20 protein-coding genes and 1 riboswitch are annotated in these 20,447 nt (G+C 54.1%); of the genes, 5 read left to right on the top strand and 15 right to left on the bottom strand.

Features of this window, described 5'->3' with window-relative positions; all coding sequences use genetic code 11:
• Positions 1–10 precede the first annotated feature (10 nt).
• The 12 genes from BLW37_RS06430 to thiC all read right to left on the bottom strand — a co-directional run bounded on the left by BLW37_RS06430 (position 11) and on the right by thiC (position 12,528).
• Positions 11–895, bottom strand: coding sequence for an alpha/beta fold hydrolase (locus BLW37_RS06430; RefSeq protein ID WP_091341173.1), 885 nt, complete (start codon positions 893–895; stop codon positions 11–13).
• A gap of 69 nt (positions 896–964) precedes the next feature.
• Positions 965–1,462 carry a hypothetical protein gene (locus BLW37_RS06425; RefSeq protein ID WP_091341171.1) on the bottom strand — a complete coding sequence of 166 codons (498 nt, stop codon included), beginning with the start codon at positions 1,460–1,462 and terminating at the stop codon, positions 965–967.
• A 166-nt stretch (positions 1,463–1,628) separates the two neighbouring features.
• Positions 1,629–2,756: an ABC transporter permease gene (locus BLW37_RS06420; protein WP_091341169.1), complete on the bottom strand. Its 1,128-nt coding sequence runs from the start codon at positions 2,754–2,756 to the stop codon at positions 1,629–1,631.
• Positions 2,756–3,925 (bottom strand): ABC transporter permease, encoded by a 1,170-nt coding sequence (locus tag BLW37_RS06415; RefSeq protein ID WP_091341167.1) that lies wholly within the window; start codon positions 3,923–3,925, stop codon positions 2,756–2,758. Before BLW37_RS06415 ends, BLW37_RS06420 begins: the two co-directional genes overlap by 1 nt.
• A complete protein-coding gene (locus BLW37_RS06410) occupies positions 3,925–4,896 on the bottom strand; it encodes an HlyD family secretion protein (protein WP_091341165.1) in 972 nt (323 codons plus the stop codon). The genes BLW37_RS06415 and BLW37_RS06410 overlap by 1 nt, the downstream gene beginning before the upstream one ends.
• Positions 4,897–4,905: 9 nt before the next feature.
• Entirely contained in the window at positions 4,906–6,231 is a 1,326-nt protein-coding gene (locus BLW37_RS06405; protein WP_171907566.1) for a TolC family protein, read from the bottom strand.
• A gap of 107 nt (positions 6,232–6,338) precedes the next feature.
• On the bottom strand, positions 6,339–6,965 hold the full coding sequence (gene upp, locus BLW37_RS06400; protein WP_091341161.1) for a uracil phosphoribosyltransferase: 627 nt from the start codon (positions 6,963–6,965) through the stop codon (positions 6,339–6,341).
• Positions 6,966–7,072: 107 nt separating this feature from the next.
• Positions 7,073–8,191: a 2-iminoacetate synthase ThiH gene (gene thiH, locus BLW37_RS06395; RefSeq protein ID WP_091341159.1), complete on the bottom strand. Its 1,119-nt coding sequence runs from the start codon at positions 8,189–8,191 to the stop codon at positions 7,073–7,075.
• Positions 8,188–8,955 (bottom strand): thiazole synthase, encoded by a 768-nt coding sequence (locus BLW37_RS06390; RefSeq protein ID WP_091341158.1) that lies wholly within the window; start codon positions 8,953–8,955, stop codon positions 8,188–8,190. The genes thiH and BLW37_RS06390 overlap by 4 nt, the downstream gene beginning before the upstream one ends.
• A gap of 1 nt (position 8,956) precedes the next feature.
• On the bottom strand, positions 8,957–9,157 hold the full coding sequence (thiS, locus tag BLW37_RS06385) for a sulfur carrier protein ThiS (protein ID WP_091341156.1): 201 nt from the start codon (positions 9,155–9,157) through the stop codon (positions 8,957–8,959).
• Positions 9,141–10,721, bottom strand: coding sequence for a thiamine phosphate synthase (gene thiE, locus BLW37_RS06380; protein WP_091341155.1), 1,581 nt, complete (start codon positions 10,719–10,721; stop codon positions 9,141–9,143). Before thiE ends, thiS begins: the two co-directional genes overlap by 17 nt.
• Positions 10,708–12,528, bottom strand: a complete 1,821-nt coding sequence (thiC, locus tag BLW37_RS06375) for a phosphomethylpyrimidine synthase ThiC (RefSeq protein ID WP_091341154.1) — start codon at positions 12,526–12,528, stop codon at positions 10,708–10,710. Before thiC ends, thiE begins: the two co-directional genes overlap by 14 nt.
• A gap of 121 nt (positions 12,529–12,649) precedes the next feature.
• Positions 12,650–12,771: riboswitch (TPP riboswitch) on the bottom strand.
• A 132-nt stretch (positions 12,772–12,903) separates the two neighbouring features.
• Here thiC and BLW37_RS06370 point away from each other — a divergent pair.
• Positions 12,904–13,149 (top strand): DUF4282 domain-containing protein, encoded by a 246-nt coding sequence (locus tag BLW37_RS06370; protein ID WP_091341152.1) that lies wholly within the window; start codon positions 12,904–12,906, stop codon positions 13,147–13,149.
• A 68-nt stretch (positions 13,150–13,217) separates the two neighbouring features.
• On the opposite strand, the gene sbcB is transcribed toward BLW37_RS06370, so the two are convergent.
• Complete coding sequence (gene sbcB, locus BLW37_RS06365) at positions 13,218–14,639, bottom strand: exodeoxyribonuclease I (RefSeq protein WP_091341150.1); 1,422 nt, start codon at positions 14,637–14,639, stop codon at positions 13,218–13,220.
• 234 nt (positions 14,640–14,873) lie between these two features.
• Here sbcB and BLW37_RS06360 point away from each other — a divergent pair, with 234 nt between their 5' ends.
• A complete protein-coding gene (locus BLW37_RS06360; RefSeq protein ID WP_171907565.1) occupies positions 14,874–16,043 on the top strand; it encodes a GNAT family N-acetyltransferase in 1,170 nt (389 codons plus the stop codon).
• On the opposite strand, the gene BLW37_RS06355 is transcribed toward BLW37_RS06360, so the two are convergent.
• Both BLW37_RS06355 and BLW37_RS06350 read right to left on the bottom strand, forming a co-directional pair.
• Positions 16,040–16,636 (bottom strand): DUF938 domain-containing protein, encoded by a 597-nt coding sequence (locus BLW37_RS06355; RefSeq protein WP_091341148.1) that lies wholly within the window; start codon positions 16,634–16,636, stop codon positions 16,040–16,042. The genes BLW37_RS06360 and BLW37_RS06355 overlap by 4 nt on opposite strands.
• A 55-nt stretch (positions 16,637–16,691) precedes the next feature.
• On the bottom strand, positions 16,692–17,855 hold the full coding sequence (locus tag BLW37_RS06350) for an alkane 1-monooxygenase (protein WP_245785638.1): 1,164 nt from the start codon (positions 17,853–17,855) through the stop codon (positions 16,692–16,694).
• Positions 17,856–17,957: 102 nt separating this feature from the next.
• Here BLW37_RS06350 and BLW37_RS06345 point away from each other — a divergent pair, with 102 nt between their 5' ends.
• From BLW37_RS06345 to BLW37_RS06335, 3 genes are read left to right on the top strand one after another with little or no spacing between them, the layout of a single operon-like run.
• A complete protein-coding gene (locus BLW37_RS06345) occupies positions 17,958–18,995 on the top strand; it encodes an AraC family transcriptional regulator (RefSeq protein WP_091341145.1) in 1,038 nt (345 codons plus the stop codon).
• A gap of 30 nt (positions 18,996–19,025) precedes the next feature.
• Positions 19,026–19,562, top strand: coding sequence for a TspO/MBR family protein (locus tag BLW37_RS06340; protein ID WP_425426604.1), 537 nt, complete (start codon positions 19,026–19,028; stop codon positions 19,560–19,562).
• A 13-nt stretch (positions 19,563–19,575) separates the two neighbouring features.
• The gene (locus tag BLW37_RS06335; RefSeq protein ID WP_091341142.1) at positions 19,576–20,340 is read left to right on the top strand and encodes a MipA/OmpV family protein; all 765 of its coding nucleotides are present in this window, start codon (positions 19,576–19,578) and stop codon (positions 20,338–20,340) included.
• The last annotated feature ends 107 nt before the right edge of the window (positions 20,341–20,447 follow it).

Here is a 20,447-nt window from a genome sequence, read left to right as displayed (position 1 = left end):
TATACCTGTTTCAGACGTTTCGGATCGAGGTAAGTTTCGATTGAATGGCATTGGCTGTCATTTCAGGCGCTTCTTGCATAAAGCAATGACCACCAGGCAGTTGCTGCAGCTCGATGGCTGGGTTGAGCCCCTGCCACTTTTTTAAAGCTTTGGCAACAAAGGGATAGCTGTTGTCACCATAGAGCACCAGCGTAGGGGCACAGGGCTTTGCCAGCTGGCGCCATAAATCACGTGGGAAAGAGCCAAAAATTTCGGCTTCGCGCTCTGGTTGACATTTTAAACTAACGCCCTGTTCGCTGGGTTTGAGTGCATGCTCTATATAGGCTGCCAACGCTTCTGGTTGCCAGTTACGAAACAGGGCGCGTTGTTGCAGATAGTGCTGAGCGCTGTCTTTGTCCGGCCAATGCTGGCGGCGTTTTAAGGCGGCGCGGGCATAAGGATTGCGTTTATACAACCGTACCATGCTCAGGGCTTTCATGCTGGCCAGCATACTGGGGGTAAACAACACCGGATCGAGTAAAATCACCTGGTGGAAGAGTTCAGGATGACTGGCATTGTTCAGGGCTGTTAACACGCCACCAAAGCTGTGACCCAGGCCGATATGAGGCACATCCGGATACTGGTGCCGATGGGCCAGCCAAGCCTGTCGGGCTAGCTCTGCGCTCTCGTTCCAGCCGATAAAAGCGCCGCCATGATCACTGTCACCATGGCCCTGGGCATCGGATAAAAACAAGTCATAGTCTTGCGCCAACTGTTGCAGCATCGGTTGGTACATCCGGCTGCAAAAGCCATTGCCATGCAATACATGCAGCACTGGCTTTCCTCGCGGTGCACTGTAGTAACCGCGCAAGGTAAAGCCGTAGTGAGTATGAAAAGACCAGGGGATAAGTTCCACTACTATGGTTCCGGTTACCAGGAAGATGGCGGCAAGATGCCAGTTTTTGCCGCTTGCCGCAAGTTAGCCTCAGACTTTTTCCTTATTGGCGGTTTGTTCAGCCGTTCGCTTGGCAGCTACTTCGAATAACCGGCTCTGTTCCTGTTCCAGCGCTTCTATCTGGGCACGGTCTGCTGCCGTGAGATCATCCTTAGCGAGGATTTCATCGATTTTCTCTTGCAGTGCTTCGTACTTTTCCCGATCAAAACCAACACGGGCGTCGGTCATCGCCTGCATCATCTGGCTCAGGTAATCCGCTTGCACGGTGGTTTCTTCGGCTACTCTGCCATCTGCTCGGTAGGTCAGGCTTAAAGCGGCCGTTTTTTCAGTGGGTTGGCTTAGCGTCACCCGATCGGGCTCAGGTATCGGCGTTGGTCGCAGATCGGGTATCGGCTGTGGTTGAATTTCTGGCTTGATGTCTTTATCAGGCGGTATTACAGGTAAGGGATACAAATCGGCTTTGCCTTCGTGCAGACGTTGTTTGAGTGTCTGGTACTCGGTACTGCCGGTGTAGGGGGCTATCAGCATGGTGGCTGCTCCTTGTACTGGTTAAAAAGGAATGATGACTGCATGTGAATCAAAGGTTATGCAAAGGCTGCGCCATACTGTTGAGCTGCGCATTGAGGCGGTGAATAACCAGTAGCAATAACACGAGAAATGTGAGGGCTAGCCAGAGCGGCAAGAGGCTGCCGCTTTAGGCTTTTAGTTTGCCGCTGCTGCGATACAGCCATAAGCCGTAGCTAATCAACGCGATACTTAAGCCAGTAAGTGCCATTACTTCGCGTAAAATATCACTTAGGTTGGCACCAAGCTGATTGATGCCAACAAATCCATGAATACCAGCGGTAGAAGGCAGCAGCCAACGCAGATAATAAAGCGCTGTTGGCAGAGACTCTGCTGGCCAGCTGTAGCCTGAGATAAATAGCATAGGCACAGCACTGACCAACAGCAGTTGCAGGCCACGCTCACGGCTTTGAAACAGCCGGCCAAGCAGCAGGGCAAAAGAGCCGATACATAGCGAGAATAGCAGGCAAAACACCAGTAAATGCAGTAAGGCACCCAGTTGAGCGTATTGCTGCAGTCGCAGTGCCACCAGGAAAAAATACAAGGAGTTCAACAAGCCAATACTGCTGAAGGTGAGCAACATACCACTGTATGCGCGCCAGCCGCTAGGCAGTTGTTTCAGCTCAGCTTGGCGACCAAGCAGCAAGGTAACGCCAATCAGCAGTGTTTGTTGGATCACCAGTACCATCACCGCGGGCACAATCGAATGGCCATAGCCATCCTTGGGGTTAAAGACGGCACGGCTATGGAGTTGCAGTGGCTGCAGGCTGTCCATGGCCTGGGTCGGGCTAAACCCTGCACTTTGCAACTTGTGCAAACGAATGGCGGCTCCCATGGTCATGGCAGCTTCACTGGCATTCATCAATGCTTTGCTACCGGCCAGCAAATAGCCACCATGACTGGCTACCTGCACCTGAGCAGTGCGGCCTGCCAGAATATCCTGATGGAAGCCATGCGGGATAATAATCAAAGCCATCACATCGCCTTGCCACAGTGCCGACTGGATCGTGGCTGGATCATTGCTGATTTGCCTAAGCTCCAGATTGGGAGCGGCCAGTAATAAGCGCTGCAGTGTGCGTGAAGAGGTGCTCTGATCCTGATCAATCAGGATGGCGGGTACCGACTCTACTTGCTCGTAATGGTAAGGCAAAGGGTAGAAGAAAGAGTAAATCAGGCCGGCGACAAACAGCAGCAGGATGGCGCCTTTGTCCTGAAAAATCAGTTGCCAGGTATGCAGGCTGTGTTGCCAGATGCTCATTAGCGTGCTCCCCAGTTTTCAGGTTTAAAGCCAGATCGTTTCAGCAACAGAGAGCCAACCAGGCTGCCAAGTAAGAAGATCGACAGCAAGATCAGCCAGGGGGTGCTGGCCATAACGAAAGGCGCAGCCGCCAGCCACTGCTGGTTGTAAATCTTCAACCAATGAGTCAAGGGTAAAATACTGGCCCAGTATTGAGCAAGCTCCGGCATAGCGACCAAAGGAAACGCCTGGCCGGAATAAGCAAACGCTGGCGCACTGTAAAAGCCTGCCAGGCTAAGCGCCATCCGAAAGTTTCGGGTAAGTGCGACCAGCAGCACGCCAATGGCCATGGCGGCAGCATTCATCAGTACAAAACTCAGCCATATGCTGAGGGCCGAGCCGGTATAACTATGGGGTACCAGTTGTTGAAAAAACCAGACATAGCCGGCGCCATACAGGCAAAACACTGTCAAATAAGGCAGTAGCTTGCTGCACAGTGCGATGGCTACAGAACCATTAGCAGTATCCAGCCAGCCTTGTGCAGTGCCGTCTCTGAGTTCCCGGCCAATGGCTGAAACGGTTAACACCATTGCCAGGATCTGAAATAAAGCCGGGATCAGGGTAGCAGCCAAAAAGACCTCGTAATTAGGGCCTTCGTTGTATAAAGGCGTTGCCAGAACCTGGACCGGCATCACGGTATTCAAACTGGCATCGGCAAAGATGCCAAGCCGCTGCAGACGATCAGCACTGATAGCGGCAGCTGCGGTCAGTATGGCTTGCTGAATACCACGTTGCAGCGTTGAGGCATAGGTGGTGTACTGGCTATTGAGCTGCAGCACCAGCTCGGCAGGCTGGCCTCGGTAGACGTCATCCTGCATGTCTTGTGGCAGGATCAGCAGACCATACACCTGTCGCTGTCGCAGTGCATCCACCGCCGCTTTGCTATCGTCGGCGCTTAGCGTGACGGCCACGCCGGGGGCAGCATCCACCAATCGGATCAGTTGACGTGACAGGCTGCTGCGATCCTGATCCAATACAGCAATGGGTAACTGCTCGGGCTGGCCGGCGGAAAAAATCCACCAGACAAACAGGCAAAGCGCTGGCATCAACCACAAGGTCAAAAAACGATCGCCCTGGTCGTGTTGCAAATGGGCCAGCTCTCGTGCCAGGCTGCGCCGAAAAGCCGACATCAGTCCTCCAACGCCAGAATCACGGTCATGCCCGCTCGAAGCTTCTGTTCAGGCTGTATTGGCCTGGCTTCCAACTGGAAAGTTTTTAAATCATAGCCGGGTGTGCCGCGAACCTGCTTCCAGCTGGCAAACGAAGGCAGGGCATTGAGCTTGCTCACCCGAAAATCCAGGGTTTCGTTCAGCGCCGGCACCTTGGCTTCAAAGGTGGTACCTGGCACCAGTGCGTTGAGTTTATCTTCGCGAATGTTAAACACCACCCAGACATCTGTCGGATCGACCAGCGTGATGATGGGATAGCCAGCCGGTGCCAACTCACCTTGTTGGACCACAATACTGGCCACTTCACCTGCTACAGGTGCCAACATCCGGGTTTCCTGCCGGTGGGCTTCCACCTCCGCAACGGCTGCCGCAGCCCGGCGGTTTTGAGCCTGTACCGCCCGAAGTTGCTCTTCACGGGCACCCGAGGCTGCCATGGTGTAGCGTGCTTCAGCGGCACTTGCTTGATCAACGCTGGCCTGCCATTTGGCTTGTGTTTCTTCCAGTTGCTGCTGCGATACCAGGCCTTCTTCATGCAGGTTGCGCATACGGTTTAAGGTGGACTGATACAGGTTTTGCTGCACCAAAGCACGTTGCCAGTCGAGCCGCGCCATTTCAATTTCTTCACTGCGCAGGCCGGCTTCGGCTTCATCTTGCAAGGCTTTGGTCGCAGCTTCAGCGGCCTCAGCTTGTGCCAGCTTGGCGTTCAGTTCGGGGCTATCCAATTCAAACAGTAACTGACCAGCCTGCACCTGATCACCTTCCTGCACATGCAGCTTGAGGATACGGCCAGGGATTTTACTGGCCAGGCGAATTTCACGAACTTCGACATCGCCATGCAAGAGTTCTGGCTGTGGCGCGGGCCAAAGCCACCAAAACAAAGCCAGCAGCAAGCTGACAGCGGCAATGGCAACGGCAATTTTTTTTAGTGGCATAGAGTTCCCTCAGATAGCAGGGCAGCTTTGTTGCTGCAATAAGGTTGGCAGCCAGTTGGTGACTAGTTCTGGCTGACCACTAAGCTGGGTTAACTGCGCCAGCGCGCTGCTGTATTGACAAGCGGCCTGCAACGCTTGCACCTCAGCTGCGGCCTGCCTTAAGCGGGCATCGGTCACGTCCAGCGAGGTTGCCATCCCTTGTTCAAAAGCATGCTGCTGCAGTCGGGCATGTTCGCGGGCCAGTTGCAGATCTTGCTGCAGCAGCTCAAATTGCTCAAGATGCAGCAGCACGGTACGATAACTGCTTTCGACGGCCAGCTTGATATCGGCATCGGCCTGATGGCGACTGTGGTCCAATTGTTGTTGGCGGCTGTGCACTACACTGGCACTGGCTCGGCGGTCAACTGACGTGGTGAAGTGATAGCGCATACCTAAACCAATACTCCAGTCGGGCTCTGTCAGCGGCGTTGCGGAGCGATTTAAATCATAGCTGCCAATCAAAAACACCTCAGGCAGGCGTTTGCCTTGTTCAATCCGCAGCTGTTGCTTTAATTGCTGGTCTTTGGCCAGCAATTGTTGAAACACTGGATTATGGCGTTTAGCCTGGTTGACAAACCAGTCGGCCGACTCGGTGAGCGGCACCGGTTGGGGCAGTGGGGTGCTCAGGCAGCCAAGCTCCTCCAATTGCAATAGATTTTGCAGGGCGGCACGCACATCATTCAATTGCCGCTGAGCGAAAACAGCCTCGCGCCGGGCTTCGGCCTGAGCAACTTCGGCCTGCATCCGGTTCAGCTGCGTGATAAGGCCTTCTTGTTCAAAGCGTTTGGCTTTATGCAGATGCGCATCCAGCGTTTGCAAGGCTTGCTGGCGAACCTGCACCACCTGTTGCATCATCTGGTTGGAGAAATACAAGTCGAACAAACGTTTTAACAGTTGTAACTGCAGCTGTCGTTGTTCAGCCTCTGCCTCGGTAACTCTGGCAGCTGCTTGTTGCTGAGCTGCATCAGTACGGCCCCCGGTATACAGCGGCCAGAGCAGATTCAGCTGGGAGCGAATGCCGCTGCGAAAGACGTCCAGTTCAGCAGGTTGATTGATCACTGGGATATCAAAGGTGACGTCTTTTTCATAGGCAATACCGGCAATGGTGATACTCAGCTGTGGCAGGTTCAGGCTATTCAAGGCGCGCTGTTGTGCTTGCCAGGCATCGACATCGGCTTGTTGTGCCAGCACAGTTCGGTTCGATGCCAATCGTTGTTCTGCTTCAGCCAGGCTAAGTGGTCCCGCCTGTAAATGGATAGGCACTATCATAAGCAGCATTGCGGACCAGCCCGACATGGAAGAATGCACCTGCATAAGAAGTCCCTTTAGAGTAAATGCTCTATTTTAGGCAAGATTACCGCCGGTTGCAACAACTCACAGCATGCAACTTACAGCACTTTGCGTTACTTGGTGCCAAACAATTTATCGCCAGCATCGCCTAAGCCTGGCAGAATATACCCCTGTTCATTAAGTTTTTGATCGATAGCGGCGGTAAAAAGCTCAATATCCGGATGGGCCGCCGATAGCGCCGCTATGCCTTCCGGTGCTGCCACCAGCACCAAAGCTTTAATCTGCTTACAGCCCTGTTGTTTAAGTAGATCAATGGTAGCGATCATCGAACCACCGGTGGCCAGCATCGGATCCACCACGATGGCAAGACGTTGATCGATATCGGGTGCTAGTTTTTGGAAGTAGGGCACAGGTTGCAGGCTATCTTCGTCGCGGTAAATGCCAACCACACTGATACGGGCACTGGGTAAGTGCTCTAGCACCCCATCCATCATGCCTAAACCTGCTCGAAGAATGGGCACTACGGTGACTTTTTTACCCTGAATTTGCCGAATTGGAATGGTGCCACACCAGCCCTCAATGCTGGTTTCTTCCAGTGGTAAATCGGTGGTGGCTTCGTAGGTGAGTAAGCTGCCGATTTCTCTGGCTAGCTCCCTAAACTGTTTGGTACTGATGGTCGCAGCGCGAAGCAGTCCCATTTTGTGTTGAATTAGCGGATGTTTAACTTCAGTCAGCTTCATAGGTATCCTTAGCCACTCTGTACTTTATCCAGCATAGCATACAGCGGCATGTTAAGACGCAGCGGTAGTTGGCTTTCAAACTCAATAAACTTATAGCATCAAGCCTGCTAGCGCCCCAGATACGGCTCCCAGTCTTTACTGACTGGTGCCAAGCCCAGTTGCTGCAACCGTTGCTTATAAAGCGCCGGAGAGCGGCTGTCATCAATGCTAAATTGCTCCAGTGCTTCAGGATCGACCGCATAGCCGCCAGGGCGGGTGCTGGAACCGGCACTGCTGCTGGTAATGGCGATGGGCACCAGTTGATCGCGCAGCTCAGGCCGTTCACGGGTGGATAAGCTGATTTCCAGGCTGGGTGAGAGCAATCGAAAAGCACAAATCAGCTGCACCAGGTGCTTGTCGCTCAGTGGATAGGGTACCTCAATGCCGCCACTGCAAGGGCGGATACGAGGTACGGATAAGGAATAGCGGCTTTGCCAGTAGTGTTGTTGCAAGTACAACAGATGCATGGCTAAAAAACTGGCATCGGTGCGCCAGTCAGCCAGACCAAACAGCACACCAATGCCAATTTTATCCACGCCGGCGCTGCCTAGTCGATCCGGGCAATCCAGCCGCCAGCCAATATCTGCTTTCTGGCCTTTTAAGTGATAACGCTGATAAGCGGCTTGCTGATAGGTTTCCTGATACACCATCACGGCATCGACCCCCAACTGGCGCAGCTCGCGGTAGTCGGCTTCGGACAGTGGTTGCACCTCCAGCATCAGACTGCTGAAGTGACGGCGGATGAGTGGCAGCATCTGCCGAAAGTAGGGCATGCCCACTTTGCGTTCATGCTCACCGGTGACTATCAGTACCTGATCAATGCCGCACTTGCGCAGTGCCAGGCACTCTATCTCAACCTCTTCTGCGCTCAGCACCCGCCGCTTCACTTTTTGGCTCATCGAAAAACCACAATAGCTGCACTCATTGGCACAGAGGTTGGATAGATACAAAGGAGCGAACAGTTGCTGGATGCGGCCAAAACGCTGGCGGGTGAATTGTTGGGCCTTGGCTGCCAGCATTGGCAACAGTGGCTCGGCTGCGGGCGATATCAGTGCCTGAAAATCCTGCAGGTTAAGACGGGTTTTACCAAGTGCCTGCCTGGCCTGAGCCAGTGTATAGCTGCGGCTTTGTAGCAGCTGATGTTCCCAGCTTTGCTGTTGCCAAAGTGCAAAGAAACCGGCCATCATAAGGTCTCCAAAAAGCGGGTTAGTGGGCTGGACGCCTGGGCCTGCGTGCAAGCTGCAGCCAGGCCACTGTGTCGGGCATAAACGCCGGCCTCACATGCCAGTCGAAAGCCAGTAGCCATGGCAACGGGATCTGCGGCACTGGCAATAGCGGTATTGACCAAAACAGCACTGGCACCAAGCTCCAGTGCCTGACAGGCATGAGATGGCGCCCCCAGACCAGCGTCGATAATCACCGGGACGCTGGCTTGCTCAATAATGATTTCCAGCATCGCCAGCGTCTGCAGGCCCTGATTCGAGCCTATCGGTGCCCCCAGTGGCATCACAGCGGCGCAACCGGCTTCTTCTAATCGTTTGCACAGCACAGGATCGGCCGGGCAGTAAGGTAGCACCACAAAACCACGCTTTACCAACTCCCGTGCTGCTTGCAGGGTTTCAATCGGATCTGGCAGCAAATAGCGCGGATCCGGGTGGATTTCGAGCTTCAGCCAGTTGGTGCCAAGGGCCTCCCGTGCCAGCTCGGCCGCAAACAAAGCTTCGCTCGCCGTTTTAGCACCAGAGGTATTGGGCAGCAGCCGGACTCCGAGCTGTTGAAGCGGAGCCAGGATATCATCGGACTGATGCTGTAAATCCAGCCGCTTCATAGCCAGGGTCACCAGCTCAGTGCCGGAGGCTTCCACAGCTGCTATCAGTTGCCTTGCGCTGGCAAACTTGCCGGTACCTAGCAGCAAAGCACTGTTTAACTGAACACCATCCAGGGTCAACATCTTAGCCTCCGGTCACGATTTGAAAAGCGGCCACCTGATCTTCAGGCGCAAGCAAGGTATTCGCCCATTCGCGTTTGGCAATCACGGTCTGATTCACCGCCAGTGCCAGCCCATTTGGGTTCAGCGCCAGTTGTTCTACCAGGTGCTGCAAGGTACAGGGGGCAGCAAGCTGCTGCGGTTTCTGATTAACGATGATACGCATAATGCTGCTCCCATAACTGTTTAAAGCGGCGCAAGCTTTGCGCTGGATGCTGTGCTTGTGTAATAGCACTGACCATGGCTACACCATGCACCTTGCAGGCACAGACTTTGGCAAAACTGTGCTGATCAATACCGCCAATGGCGACGGTTGGCGTGCCATCACACAAGGGGACTGATAACGCCAGTTTATGCAGGCCTTGCGGCTGGGACGGCATTTGCTTGGTTTTGGTGGCAAATACATGACCCAAGGCGACATAGGAAGGGCGCAATTGCAAAGCTCTGGCCAGTTCAAAAGGGCCGTGGCTGGAAATACCAAGCCGAAGCCCGGCCCGTTGGATCGCGGCCAAATCTGCCTGCTCTACATCTTGCTGGCCTAAATGCACGCCGTAAGCGCCATGTTCAATCGCCAGTTGCCAGTGATCATTGATAAAGAGCCGCACCTGGTGCTTACGGCACAGCGCGACTGCAGCCGCAATCTGCTCGCTGATCTCAGCCAGATTGCCTTGTTTGATCCGTAGCTGAATGCAGCCAGGTTGCTCCGGTACCAGCTGTTCAAGCAGGGCCATGGAGTCAACAACCGGGTACACCGCCAACGGCTGACTGATGCCAGCAAAGGGCTCTGCGAGTGACGTTGGCCAATTGGCGCTGTCAATGCGTGACAGGTAACTTTGGCTGCTTGGCCAGCCCGGATGAGCCAGAGTGCCCGGCCCAGCCCCAGTGGCATACCCATGCTGCAGCGCAGCCTGTACATAAGCCCGTGCCAGCACCAGCGCATCCTCAGTTGGGTAGCCGTGAGCGAGGAAAGCTGCCAGAGCACTGGCCAGGGTACAGCCGGTACCATGCTGATGGGGATTCTGCAGACGCCGGCCGGAGAATGCGGTGATAGTATCCTGCTGATACAGCAAGTCGGTGACCTCCGCAGAATGGCGGGCATGGCCACCTTTGACCAGCACCGTCGAAGCGCCGAGGGCCTGCAGCAGTGCAACCTGCTCGTCGATCGCCTGATTAGGCCGACCGCTGAGTAAGCCAAGCTCCGGTAAGTTTGGGGTCAGCACATCGATCTGGGGCAGTAAAGCACGCCAGGCATCCAGTAAGTCCTCACTGTGCCAGTGTTGGCCCGTGCTGCTGCCAAGTACCGGATCGGCCACCACCAGCAATGGGTGTTGCGCTTTGTAGTCCTGCAACCAAGCGGCCAACAGCAGGATGCTGTCAGGTGTTGGTAGCAAGCCAATTTTAATCACCTTAGCCGGTAGATCGCTTTTCAGAGCGTCTAACTGAGCCTGCAACATCGTAGTTGAAACCGGCTCGATCGCTTGCACACTGACCGAGTTCTGCGCTGTAATGGCCGTGACTGCGGTGCAGGCATGACAGCCCAGATCCTGCAGAGTGAGTACATCCGCCTGGATGCCTGCACCACCACCGGAATCTGACGCCGCAATGCTCCAGACCAGAGGTTTTTCCGCTACTTTTGCCGCTACTTTTGCCGGTACTTTTGACAGTACGTTGGGCTGCGCCAGCGCAGCGGATAGCCTCGGGCTGGCTAAGGAGTCATTAGCTGCCGGCATCTGCGAACTCCATGGAGCTGGTTTGGCTGCCGGACTCTTCAGCAATTTGTTGATTCAGCCGCATCGAACAGAATTTAGGGCCACACATTGAGCAGAACTCTTCCGTATCAGCGCCTTCGTGGCCCAGGGTTTCATCGTGATAGGCTTTGGCAGTAAAAGGATCCAGTGCCAGGTTGTACTGATCGACCCAGCGAAACTCATAGCGGGCCTTGGACAAGGCATTATCCCGTAGCTGTGCCGCCGGATGCCCCTTGGCCAGATCGGCAGCATGGGCGGCGATGGTGTAGGCTATCAGGCCTTGCTTCACATCCTCTTTGTTCGGCAAGCCCAAATGCTCTTTAGGCGTGACGTAGCAGAGCATGGCACAGCCGTACCAGCCAATCATGGCGGCGCCAATGCCCGAGGTGATGTGATCGTAACCCGGTGCAATGTCGGTAGTGAGTGGGCCCAGGGTATAAAATGGCGCTTCATGGCAGTGCTTAAGCTGCTCGGTCATGTTTTCTTCAATCAGCTGCATCGGCACATGGCCCGGGCCTTCAATCATCACCTGCACATCGTAACGCCAGGCAATTTTGGTTAGCTCGCCCAGGGTTCTGAGCTCAGCAAACTGAGCTTCATCGTTGGCATCGGCAATGCTACCGGGCCGCAGGCCATCACCCAGCGACAGCGAAATGTCGTAGGCAGCACAGAGCTGACAAATCTCTTCAAAATGATCGTACAGAAAACTTTGCTGATTATAAATCCGGCACCATTGCGCCATAATGGCACCACCCCGTGAGACGATGCCGGTCACCCGTTTGGCGGTCAGAGCAACGTACTCTTTTAACACGCCGGCGTGAATGGTGAAGTAGTCCACCCCTTGCTCAGCCTGCTCCAGCAAGGTGTCTTTATACACCTGCCAGTTAAGCTGGCTGACATCGCCTTTCACTTTTTCCAGCGCCTGATAAATCGGCACCGTGCCAATCGGCACCGGGCTATTGCGTAAAATCCACTCCCGGGTTTGATGAATACGGCGGCCGGTGGATAAGTCCATCACGGTGTCGGCGCCCCAGCGGGTGGCCCAGACCAGTTTTTCCACTTCTTCTTCAATGCTGGAGGTAACTGAGGAGTTGCCGATATTGGCATTCACCTTCACCTTGAAGTTGCGGCCAATGATCATCGGTTCGGCTTCCGGGTGGTTGATATTGGCGGGAATAATGGCGCGTCCTGCAGCAACTTCCTGACGGACAAATTCGGCGGTGATTACTTTAGGCGTGCGGGCCCCAAAGCTGTTGCCGCTGTGCCGTCGCATGCCATCGTCCTGAGCCTGCTCAGTGCGGCCCATATTTTCACGCAGCGCAATGTATTCCATCTCGGGTGTTATTATACCGGCACGGGCATAGTGCAATTGCGTCACCGTTTTGCCGGCTTTGGCGCGTAGCGGTTGATGCGAAAACTCGGTGTGCCACTCATCCAGTGCGATTTCATGAAAAGGTGGAACGGGGGAGGCCTCCACATCGTTCCGTGTTGTGATCCAGTCGAGCCGCAGCTTTGGCAGGCCTTTTAACACATCCAGTTGTTGCGCCGGATCGCCATAAGGCCCTGACGTATCATAGACATTGAGCGGCGGGTTATCGCTTAAGCTGCCATCCTTGTGCTTGGTTGGGTGCAATTGGATTGAACGCACCGGTACCTTAATATCCGCTCGCTCGCCGTGCAAATAGCGTCGCACAGAATTGGGAAAGGTTTCACCCTGCAGTTGGCTGATATAGGCCTGAGCCCGGGCTCTTTGTTCACGTTTGGAAAGGGGGTGTTGATGCTCTGACATAGCAAGCTCCTTGGTTCCGTAATCGGTTGAGGTTGCTTGTCTGGCGTGGATGAACGAAGACAAAGAAGGCATCGGCCTGAGGCAGATGCATTCTTGTCGCGCCAGCTGAGTAGCAATAACAGCACTGGCACTTCTTGTTCCCTTCGCAGGTATTAGCCTGAATCAGGTTCCACGGATCTCGCACTAGCGATCTCAGCTCTTTCGGTTGCATTGGCAACCGGCAGGGCACTCCGACAAGTGGGTGTTAGTATACGTGCAGTAAAAGTGAATGCAAGGGTCTTGCTTTTTATCTGTGTTGTCATATTGTTAGTAAGTGCTTCATCGGCAGTAAGCGATGAAGTCATCTTGAAACAATAACAACAGAAGGAATCACCGATGAATCAGGTTTTATTCTTTGATTCGATGCTCACACCCAAAATTATCACCTTTGTTTACTGGCTGCTATTGCTTGGGGTTGCCCTTAGTGGGCTTGGAACTATGTTTACCACCAGTTTCTTTGCTGGCCTGGGTATTCTGATTTTTGGTGCCATTGGGGTACGAATTTGGTGTGAATTATTGATCGTGCTGTTTAAAATTCACGAAAATCTGCGCAAGCTGGCCGATAAAGATCAGCCATTGTAAGTGCTGTGGGCAGCGAAGCAATACTTCGCTGCCATTCTGTTTGGCCTCACATCATGGCTTGTTTCAGACTACAGCTGCTCTGCGTAGTGATACAAGGCCTTTAAAATTCGCATCGCGCGTTCATCATGCTGGTGTTGTTGTGCTGCCAATTCCAGTTGCTGATGAAAAGCTTCCAATGTCAATGGTGGTGCATCCAGCCCATCGGTTAACCGATCCACGCAGTACTGCTGCCATTGCAGCATGTCCTGTTCATTCAAACTAGCCGGGTAGTTGCGGGCCCGAAAGCGAAACAGCATTTGGTTCAGCCTGTCATCACTGAACAGCGGGGCCTGCACCTCCAGCTGTTGTGGACTGAGCTGGTGCAATTCTGCCATTTTTTGCTTATCAGCGTCGGCTAAAAAGCCCTGATAGAGTTGATAATCCGGGTTGGTTTCCTGCGGGAATTCTTCGGCTTGCGCAAAGACCTGCTGTGCTTTTTGCTGTACCACCGGGTTGGACAGCAGCCAATTTAAATGCGCCCGGCATTTGCTGCGATCGATGCCCAGCACATCGGCCCGCTGCTCCGACAGGGTTTTGGCAGGGGCGAGCACCGGGCATTTGTTCAAATGAATCAGCTTCAGGCCAAGCCGCTCTTCACCTTCGGCTAAATCGGCAGTTTTGGTGTAGAGCTTATCGCGGAGCTGGTCGCAGTTGAGCTCCAGCAAAGGCGTTGGATCGGCCAGCAGATTCCAGGCAATCAGCGCGTTTTTGTTGGTGGGATGAAAAGCCAGCGGCACCACCCAACTGACACAGCCCTGGTTGGCCGGGAATTTTCCGGACACATGCACCAAAGGGGTTTGGTTGGCCAGGTTGATGTATTTACTCAGCGCTTGTTTCTTCCGATGCTCAAATAGAAACTGAAACAAGCGGGGCTGTTTGTCACGAATAAGCTTCGCCAGCGCTATGGTGGCGTAGACATCGGATAAGGCATCGTGTGCCTGCTCATGGTTCAGTTGATTGGCTTTGGCCAAGTCTTCCAGTTTAAAGCTGGGGCTGCCATCGTCTTTGAGCGGCCATTCAATGCCCTCCGGTCGCAGCGCATAACAGGCTCTTACTACATCCAGCAAGTCCCAGCGGCTGTTGCCCTGTTGCCACTCACGGCCATAGGGCTCATAAAAATTGCGGTACAGGCTGTGACGAGTCACTTCATCATCAAAGCGAATGCTGTTGTAGCCCAGCACGCAGCTATCAGGCTCACTGAAGCGCTCAAGGATTTTCCCCATAAATTCAGTTTCCGGCAGACCGCGCTGTTGGCACAGTTGCGGCGTTAAGCCGGTGATGAGCGCCGCCTGAGGATGCGGCAGGTAGTCGGGGGCCAGCTGACAATACCAGACATCCGGCTTGCCGATGATATTCAGTTCAGCATCGGTGCGAATACCGGCAAACTGCGCCGGGCGATCACGTTTGGGATCAGCGCCCCAGGTTTCAAAATCGTAGAAGTAAAAAGACATAAACAATCATGGCTCTTGGCTGGCAGCTTGGGCTGGTAAATGTATTCTGGCGCTAGTGTAGCAGCTCCACAGACCGATAGACAAAAGCGGATGTGCCGTTGGCACTGCTTTTTGTTGCTTGACCCGGACGCCAGACTGCGCCACCATGGCAAAAATACTGCGCAATAAAGTTACGCATAACCTGCTGGGGCTGGCCGATGGGCCCGTGTTCACAGGCTCTGCAGAGGATAGCCCATGACCGCCAGTAGACGTATTGAATGGATGGACTCGCTGCAATCGGTGCCTGCCGATAGCTGGAACGCTTTGTTTGCCACTGATTACCCCTTTACCCGTTATGACTTTTTGCTGGCGTTGGAAAGCGGTGGCAGTGTTGGGCCCGGTACTGGCTGGCAGGCCAATCACCTGACCATCTGGCAAGACGAACAGCTGATTGCGGCAGCGCCAGCTTATCTGAAACAACACTCTTACGGCGAATACCTGTTTGACTGGGCCATTGTTGAGGCTTACCAGCGCTATGGTTTGGACTTTTTCCCTAAACTGGTGCTGGCCATTCCTTTTACCCCAGCCGAAGGGCCGCGTTTTGGCATCTTACCGGGCGAAGAGGATGCCGGGCTGATGGGGTTGATGCTGGATGCCTTGCAGCAGTGCATGAAAAAGCAGCGGCTCAGCAGCATTCAGTGCCTGTACCCGCATAGTGGGCAACGCGATCATTTAACCGCTGCCGGCTACTGGCCGCGGCAGGATGTGCAGTTTGAATGGCGCAATTATGGTTACGCGTTTTTTGATGATTTCCTGGCAAGTTTAAGCTCACGCAAGCGCAAACAAATTCGCAAAGAGCGTCAGCGGGTGCAGGATGCCGGGGTTCATCTTACTGTGGTGCATGGCTGCGATGCTGATGCCATGCTTTGGCAGCAATTGTATCGCTTTTATCAACGTACCTATTTAAAACGCTCCGGCCATGCCGGTTATCTGACGGAAGCCACCTTTCATCAATGGGGCCAGCAGCTGGCTGATAGCATCGTGATTTTTGCCGCTTACCATCAGCAACAACTCATAGCCGCTTCCTTGTGTTTCCGCTCAGCGGATACCCTCTATGGCCGCTATTGGGGCTGTGAGGCGGAGTGGGATTTTCTGCACTTTGAAGCCTGTTATTATGCTGGCATTGCGTACTGCATTGAACAGGGCTTGCAGCGCTTTGATGCCGGTGCTCAGGGCGAACACAAGCTGCAACGCGGCTTTGAGCCGGTTACGCGTTATGGGTGCTACCACTTTCGTGACAGCCCGCTCAAAGACGCCATTGGCCGCTACTTTGAAGGCGAAGAGGATATGTTGGCACTTTACCAGCGCCAGGCCCAGACGCGCCTACCATTTCGCCAGCCGGCAAACACCGAGCCTATGCCTTAACGCTGAAAATGCAACAAGCGGTTGTTGGCCGGCATGGCATGGTCGGCCTCCAATGCAAAACCGGCTTCAGCCGCCAGCTTTACCACCGCCTCTTGCGCACGGATCCCCATGGCCGGATCGCGTTGTTTTAAGCTGTGATCAAAGGCTTGATTGCTGGCACTGGTAAATTGCCCCTGGTAATTAAAAGGACCATAAATACAAAGGCTGGCACTTGGCCGGCAAAACTCATCCAATCGGGCAAACAACTGCTGCACCACCGCCCAGCTCATAATATGCAAGGTATTGGCGCTAAAGAGTGCATCCACTTTGGCATAAGGCCAGCTGCTTTTCCGGATATCCAGTGCAATTGCTGTAGGCAGATTGGGACGTTTCGCCTGTTGCAAGCGCAGGTTCAGGTCTGGCAGGTAGGCCGGCTGATCGCTGCACTGCCAGTGCAGATGGGCTAGCTCACGGGCAAAGTGCTCCGCATGCTGGCCGGTGCCGCTGCCAATTTCCAACACCTGCTGGCGATTGGCAAAGGCACTGCGCAGGATCTGTAAAATGGGCCCCTTGTTGTTTTCACAGGCCTGAGAAAAAGGTAAGGCTGTTTGCATAACGCACTCGTATCGATTGCCAGAGCCACAGCATAACGAAAAGCGTGCCTAGCGCCTAGCGCCTAGCGCCTTGTCCGCCATACTGCTGATCCCATTGTGCCAGTTTTGGCGTCATCAAACGAAACCACAAGGGGGGGATCAGCGCCAACAGCATGGAGCCAAGGTAACCGGTGGGCAGGTTGGGTGCTTCCGGGTAGGGTTTTAACTGATAAAAAGGCAATTGCGCCCGCGCATGGTGATGGGAGTGACGGGTCAGGTTAAAACTGGCCCAGCTGCTGATGCGTTTGGTGCTGTTCCAACTGTGGTAGGGCTGAACCGGTTGATTGAGTGGCCGCTCAATCCCGTAATGTTCGATGTAGTTCACCACCTCAAGAGTCGCCTTGGCCAGCAGAGCGCACAGGCTGAACAACAACAAACCTTGCCAGCCAGCCAGAGCATAGGCCAAAACGCACAGACACAACGACATGGCGACACCACGCAGGAAACGATTATGGTAACTCAGCAGTGGCTGCTTTAGCCTGGCGAGGCGATTTTGTTCAATCTGCCAGGCGCTGATATTGCCACCAAGCGTCGCATACAGAATATGCGCATACACAGTGCGCCCACGTGGTGCTGTAGCCGGATCACGGGCAGTGCCAACGTAACGGTGATGGCCATACACATGTTCAATGGAAAAAGAGCTATCCCAACTAAATGCCAGCAGCCAGCGGCCCACCAGCATGGCAAGCCGGTTGGAGGTGCGATGGGTTAACTCGTGTGCTGGTACGGTAGCTACCATAGCAATCAGCAATGCCGCACCTGCGCTAAGTGGCAGATAATGCCACCACTGATTCTGAGCCCGGGCCGCCAGCGCATCGAAGCCGCTCCATTGATGCAGCCATTGGCCATAGCCGAACAGATCCTGGCTGGATACACTCCATAGCAAACTAAAGAACAACAATACGATCAACGGCAAAGAGCTGTACAAGAGCCCGTTTAGCAGCCAGCTATGATGGTAGTCCGGCTCGGTCTTATCATCTCCGGCCAGCACATCGCCTGCCACTATCACCAGCAGTAAGCAGCCCAGCCCCAGTGCCATCCACAGACCACCCAGGCTGACGCCAATGAAAAAAGGCAGGGTTAGCGCATGAAATAAGCAAAATTTCAGATACTTCCACATGGTTGTTGCCTTGTCTTGTCGCCTGGACTCAGCATAGCCACTGGCTGGTGGTGTTAACATGGCCTTAGCAGCCAATTTCTGGTTATTTGCGGACAAAATATGTGGAATGAGCTACGCTGAGTTAAGCTGGACACAAGAAACTGCCAATTGACAAACAAGGCTATGAACATCAGTAACCACAGCCATGAAGTGCACTTGCCCCGTCATTACTTGCGCAATCTGCTGGATTTGGTGCAAAGCCGTGGGGGGAGCCCGCTGGCTGTACTTGCTGAAGCTGAGCTGGCTGCAGATGCGGCTCAGCAGCCGGATGCGTCGCTCAGTTGGTCACAATTTCAAACCATTATTTTACAGAGCTGCCATCAGAGCAAGGAGCCGGCATTGGGGCTTTATCTGGGGAGTCAGCTGACGATTACCACCCATGGGTTGCTTGGGCTGGCAGCAATGAGCAGCCGTAATTTGCAGGAAGCGCTTGAGCTTATCTGTCAGTACACCGTAGTGCGCAGTCCGCTGGTAACCCTAAGCATGCAGCTGAACAAAAGACAGCTCTATCTTAATCTCTCGGAGGCGCAGCCGCTTGGTGCTGTCCGTCAGTTTGTGTTGGAGGCTTTTGCGGTCGCGTTGCATGCCATGCTGGATTTTGTCTCCGGTCATCAATACCGGTTGTTGCAGGTGCAATTCGGCTTTCCACAGCCGGCTTACAGTACACTCTATCAGGCTTTTCTTCCTTGTCCGCTTGCTTTTGATCAACCAATACACCGGCTGATCATTGACCGGGAAGACCTTGCGATTGCATCTCCCTGGGCGGATCCGCAGCTTAAAACACAGATGACCAGCCAATGCGAGCAGGAATTACAGCGCTGGCAGCAGCAACAAAGTACAGCTGGTCTGGTGCAACAGATGTTGGCGCGCACCAAAGGGCGCCTGCCTGGCATTGAGCAAGTCGCGCACGAATTTGCCATGTCTGGTCGCACCTTGCGCAGGCGGTTGGCCGATGAGCAGACCAGTTATCAGCAATTAGTAGACGATTGGCGCCAACGGATGGCCTGTCATTATTTAACGAGTACCCGTTTGGCGGTGCAGCAAATAGCCTATTTGCTGGGTTATGCCGATCCGGCCAACTTTGGTCGCGCTTTTCGCCGCTATCACGGCCTGACGCCACGCCAGTTTCGGCAGCGGCAAGGCAGGCTGAAAGAAAAGTGATCGAAGTGCTGCTCTGGCCGTAACGGAGTAATGAAACAATCACTTAAATCGTATGGCGTGATGATGATCGGACAATCTGCTTACACAAAGTTACAACAAAGCAGTGCCTTGCTGGCTATCCTGGTGATTACATTTTTGGCGGCAGCCCTTGGCAGTCTGGGTTCTGTGAATGCACCGGAGTTTTATCGCCAGCTGGAGCTGCCGTCCTGGGCTCCGCCTGGCTGGTTGTTTGGTCCTGCCTGGACCCTGCTATACACCCTGATGGCGCTTGCCGCCTGGCTGGTCTGGCGCAGTGACCGCCTGGCGGTGACTGGCAGGGCTTTGCTGCTTTATGGCATTCAGCTGGTGCTGAACGCGCTTTGGAGCTGGTTGTTTTTTGCCTGGTACCTGGGCGCTGCGGCATTGGCCGAAATTGTGCTGCTGTGGCTGGCAATCCTGATCACTTTGCTATTGTTTAAACGGCACAGCATCCTGGCGGCTGTGTTGTTGTTGCCATATTTATGTTGGGTTAGTTTTGCAACCATGCTTACATGGAGCATCTGGCAATTGAACCCGACTGTGCTTTAACGAGAGGTTTTTAATGAGTTACCGCTATATTTTTGGCAGTGTTTTGTTGGCAGCCAGTCTGTGTGGCTTTAATGTCAAGGCTGATAGCGAAACAGCCCGGGCAGAGCCGCGGGGTTTTATCTATGGCATTGGCGTGGGGCTGAATCAGGAGCTGTATCAGGATTACCGCAGACGAACCGTGCCCATTCCGGTGATTGGGTACCGGGGCGAGCGCTTATCGGTGTATGGGCCTTTTATCAGCTACGAGCTGCTGCAGCAGAATGGGCTGGTGCTAACGGCTCGGCTTGCACCGCGTTTTGCCGGCACCGATGCCTCGAAAAGCCCGGTTTTTGAAGGCATGCAAAAGCGCAAAACTTCGATGGATGCAGGTTTAGGCCTGCGCTATGACTGGCAGGGGATCCGGCTGGAAACCTCCTGGCTGCACGACGTGCTTGGCAACTCCGATGGCTACGAAGTGCGCAACCGGCTTGGGTATCTGTACTGGCTAGGGCCAGTGATGTTGGAGCCGCACCTGAGCATGGATTACAGCAATTCCAGGCTGGTCAATTATTACTATGGTGTGCGCCCGGAGGAGGCAACCAGCAACCGGCCAGCCTATCAGGCTGGTAGCGCGTGGAACCCTGGTGTAGGCTTGTCGGTGGCCACACCGATCTTTTTGGGTGGTATGACCCGGCTGGGCGTGGATCACCGTTGGTACGACGATACGATAGCGGATAGCCCACTGACAGATCGCCGTCGTGGTTTTCAGGTATTTTTTAGTTTCAGTCGCTTTTTCTGACTGCTGGCGCTAATGTCAGCCGGAACTTATACAAAAAAAGCGCCGGCAAGCGGCGCATAAAATGTCAGCAGACTAGGTTGGTGTCTGTGTTACAAAGGAACCTCGCC

This window comes from Alkalimonas amylolytica, from assembly GCF_900107845.1.
Classification (GTDB): domain Bacteria; phylum Pseudomonadota; class Gammaproteobacteria; order Enterobacterales; family Alteromonadaceae; genus Alkalimonas; species Alkalimonas amylolytica.
The sequence above is the reverse complement of the archived record's forward strand: the minus strand, read 5'-3'. Positions and strand labels throughout refer to the sequence as shown.

Bases quoted from the DNA above. Each gene is read 5' to 3' on its own strand.
- BLW37_RS06425 (WP_091341171.1), bottom strand. From the start codon at position 1,462: ATGCTGATAGCCCCCTACACCGGCAGTACCGAGTACCAGACACTCAAA.
- BLW37_RS06420 (WP_091341169.1), bottom strand. From the start codon at position 2,756: ATGAGCATCTGGCAACACAGCCTGCATACCTGGCAACTGATTTTTCAG.
- BLW37_RS06415 (WP_091341167.1), bottom strand. From the start codon at position 3,925: ATGTCGGCTTTTCGGCGCAGCCTGGCACGAGAGCTGGCCCATTTGCAA.
- BLW37_RS06410 (WP_091341165.1), bottom strand. From the start codon at position 4,896: ATGCCACTAAAAAAAATTGCCGTTGCCATTGCCGCTGTCAGCTTGCTG.
- BLW37_RS06405 (WP_171907566.1), bottom strand. From the start codon at position 6,231: ATGTCGGGCTGGTCCGCAATGCTGCTTATGATAGTGCCTATCCATTTA.
- upp (WP_091341161.1), bottom strand. From the start codon at position 6,965: ATGAAGCTGACTGAAGTTAAACATCCGCTAATTCAACACAAAATGGGA.
- thiH (WP_091341159.1), bottom strand. From the start codon at position 8,191: ATGATGGCCGGTTTCTTTGCACTTTGGCAACAGCAAAGCTGGGAACAT.
- BLW37_RS06390 (WP_091341158.1), bottom strand. From the start codon at position 8,955: ATGTTGACCCTGGATGGTGTTCAGTTAAACAGTGCTTTGCTGCTAGGT.
- thiS (WP_091341156.1), bottom strand. From the start codon at position 9,157: ATGCGTATCATCGTTAATCAGAAACCGCAGCAGCTTGCTGCCCCCTGT.
- thiE (WP_091341155.1), bottom strand. From the start codon at position 10,721: ATGCCGGCAGCTAATGACTCCTTAGCCAGCCCGAGGCTATCCGCTGCG.
- thiC (WP_091341154.1), bottom strand. From the start codon at position 12,528: ATGTCAGAGCATCAACACCCCCTTTCCAAACGTGAACAAAGAGCCCGG.
- BLW37_RS06370 (WP_091341152.1), top strand. From the start codon at position 12,904: ATGAATCAGGTTTTATTCTTTGATTCGATGCTCACACCCAAAATTATC.
- sbcB (WP_091341150.1), bottom strand. From the start codon at position 14,639: ATGTCTTTTTACTTCTACGATTTTGAAACCTGGGGCGCTGATCCCAAA.
- BLW37_RS06360 (WP_171907565.1), top strand. From the start codon at position 14,874: ATGACCGCCAGTAGACGTATTGAATGGATGGACTCGCTGCAATCGGTG.
- BLW37_RS06355 (WP_091341148.1), bottom strand. From the start codon at position 16,636: ATGCAAACAGCCTTACCTTTTTCTCAGGCCTGTGAAAACAACAAGGGG.
- BLW37_RS06350 (WP_245785638.1), bottom strand. From the start codon at position 17,855: ATGTTAACACCACCAGCCAGTGGCTATGCTGAGTCCAGGCGACAAGAC.
- BLW37_RS06345 (WP_091341145.1), top strand. From the start codon at position 17,958: ATGAACATCAGTAACCACAGCCATGAAGTGCACTTGCCCCGTCATTAC.
- BLW37_RS06340 (WP_425426604.1), top strand. From the start codon at position 19,026: ATGAAACAATCACTTAAATCGTATGGCGTGATGATGATCGGACAATCT.
- BLW37_RS06335 (WP_091341142.1), top strand. From the start codon at position 19,576: ATGAGTTACCGCTATATTTTTGGCAGTGTTTTGTTGGCAGCCAGTCTG.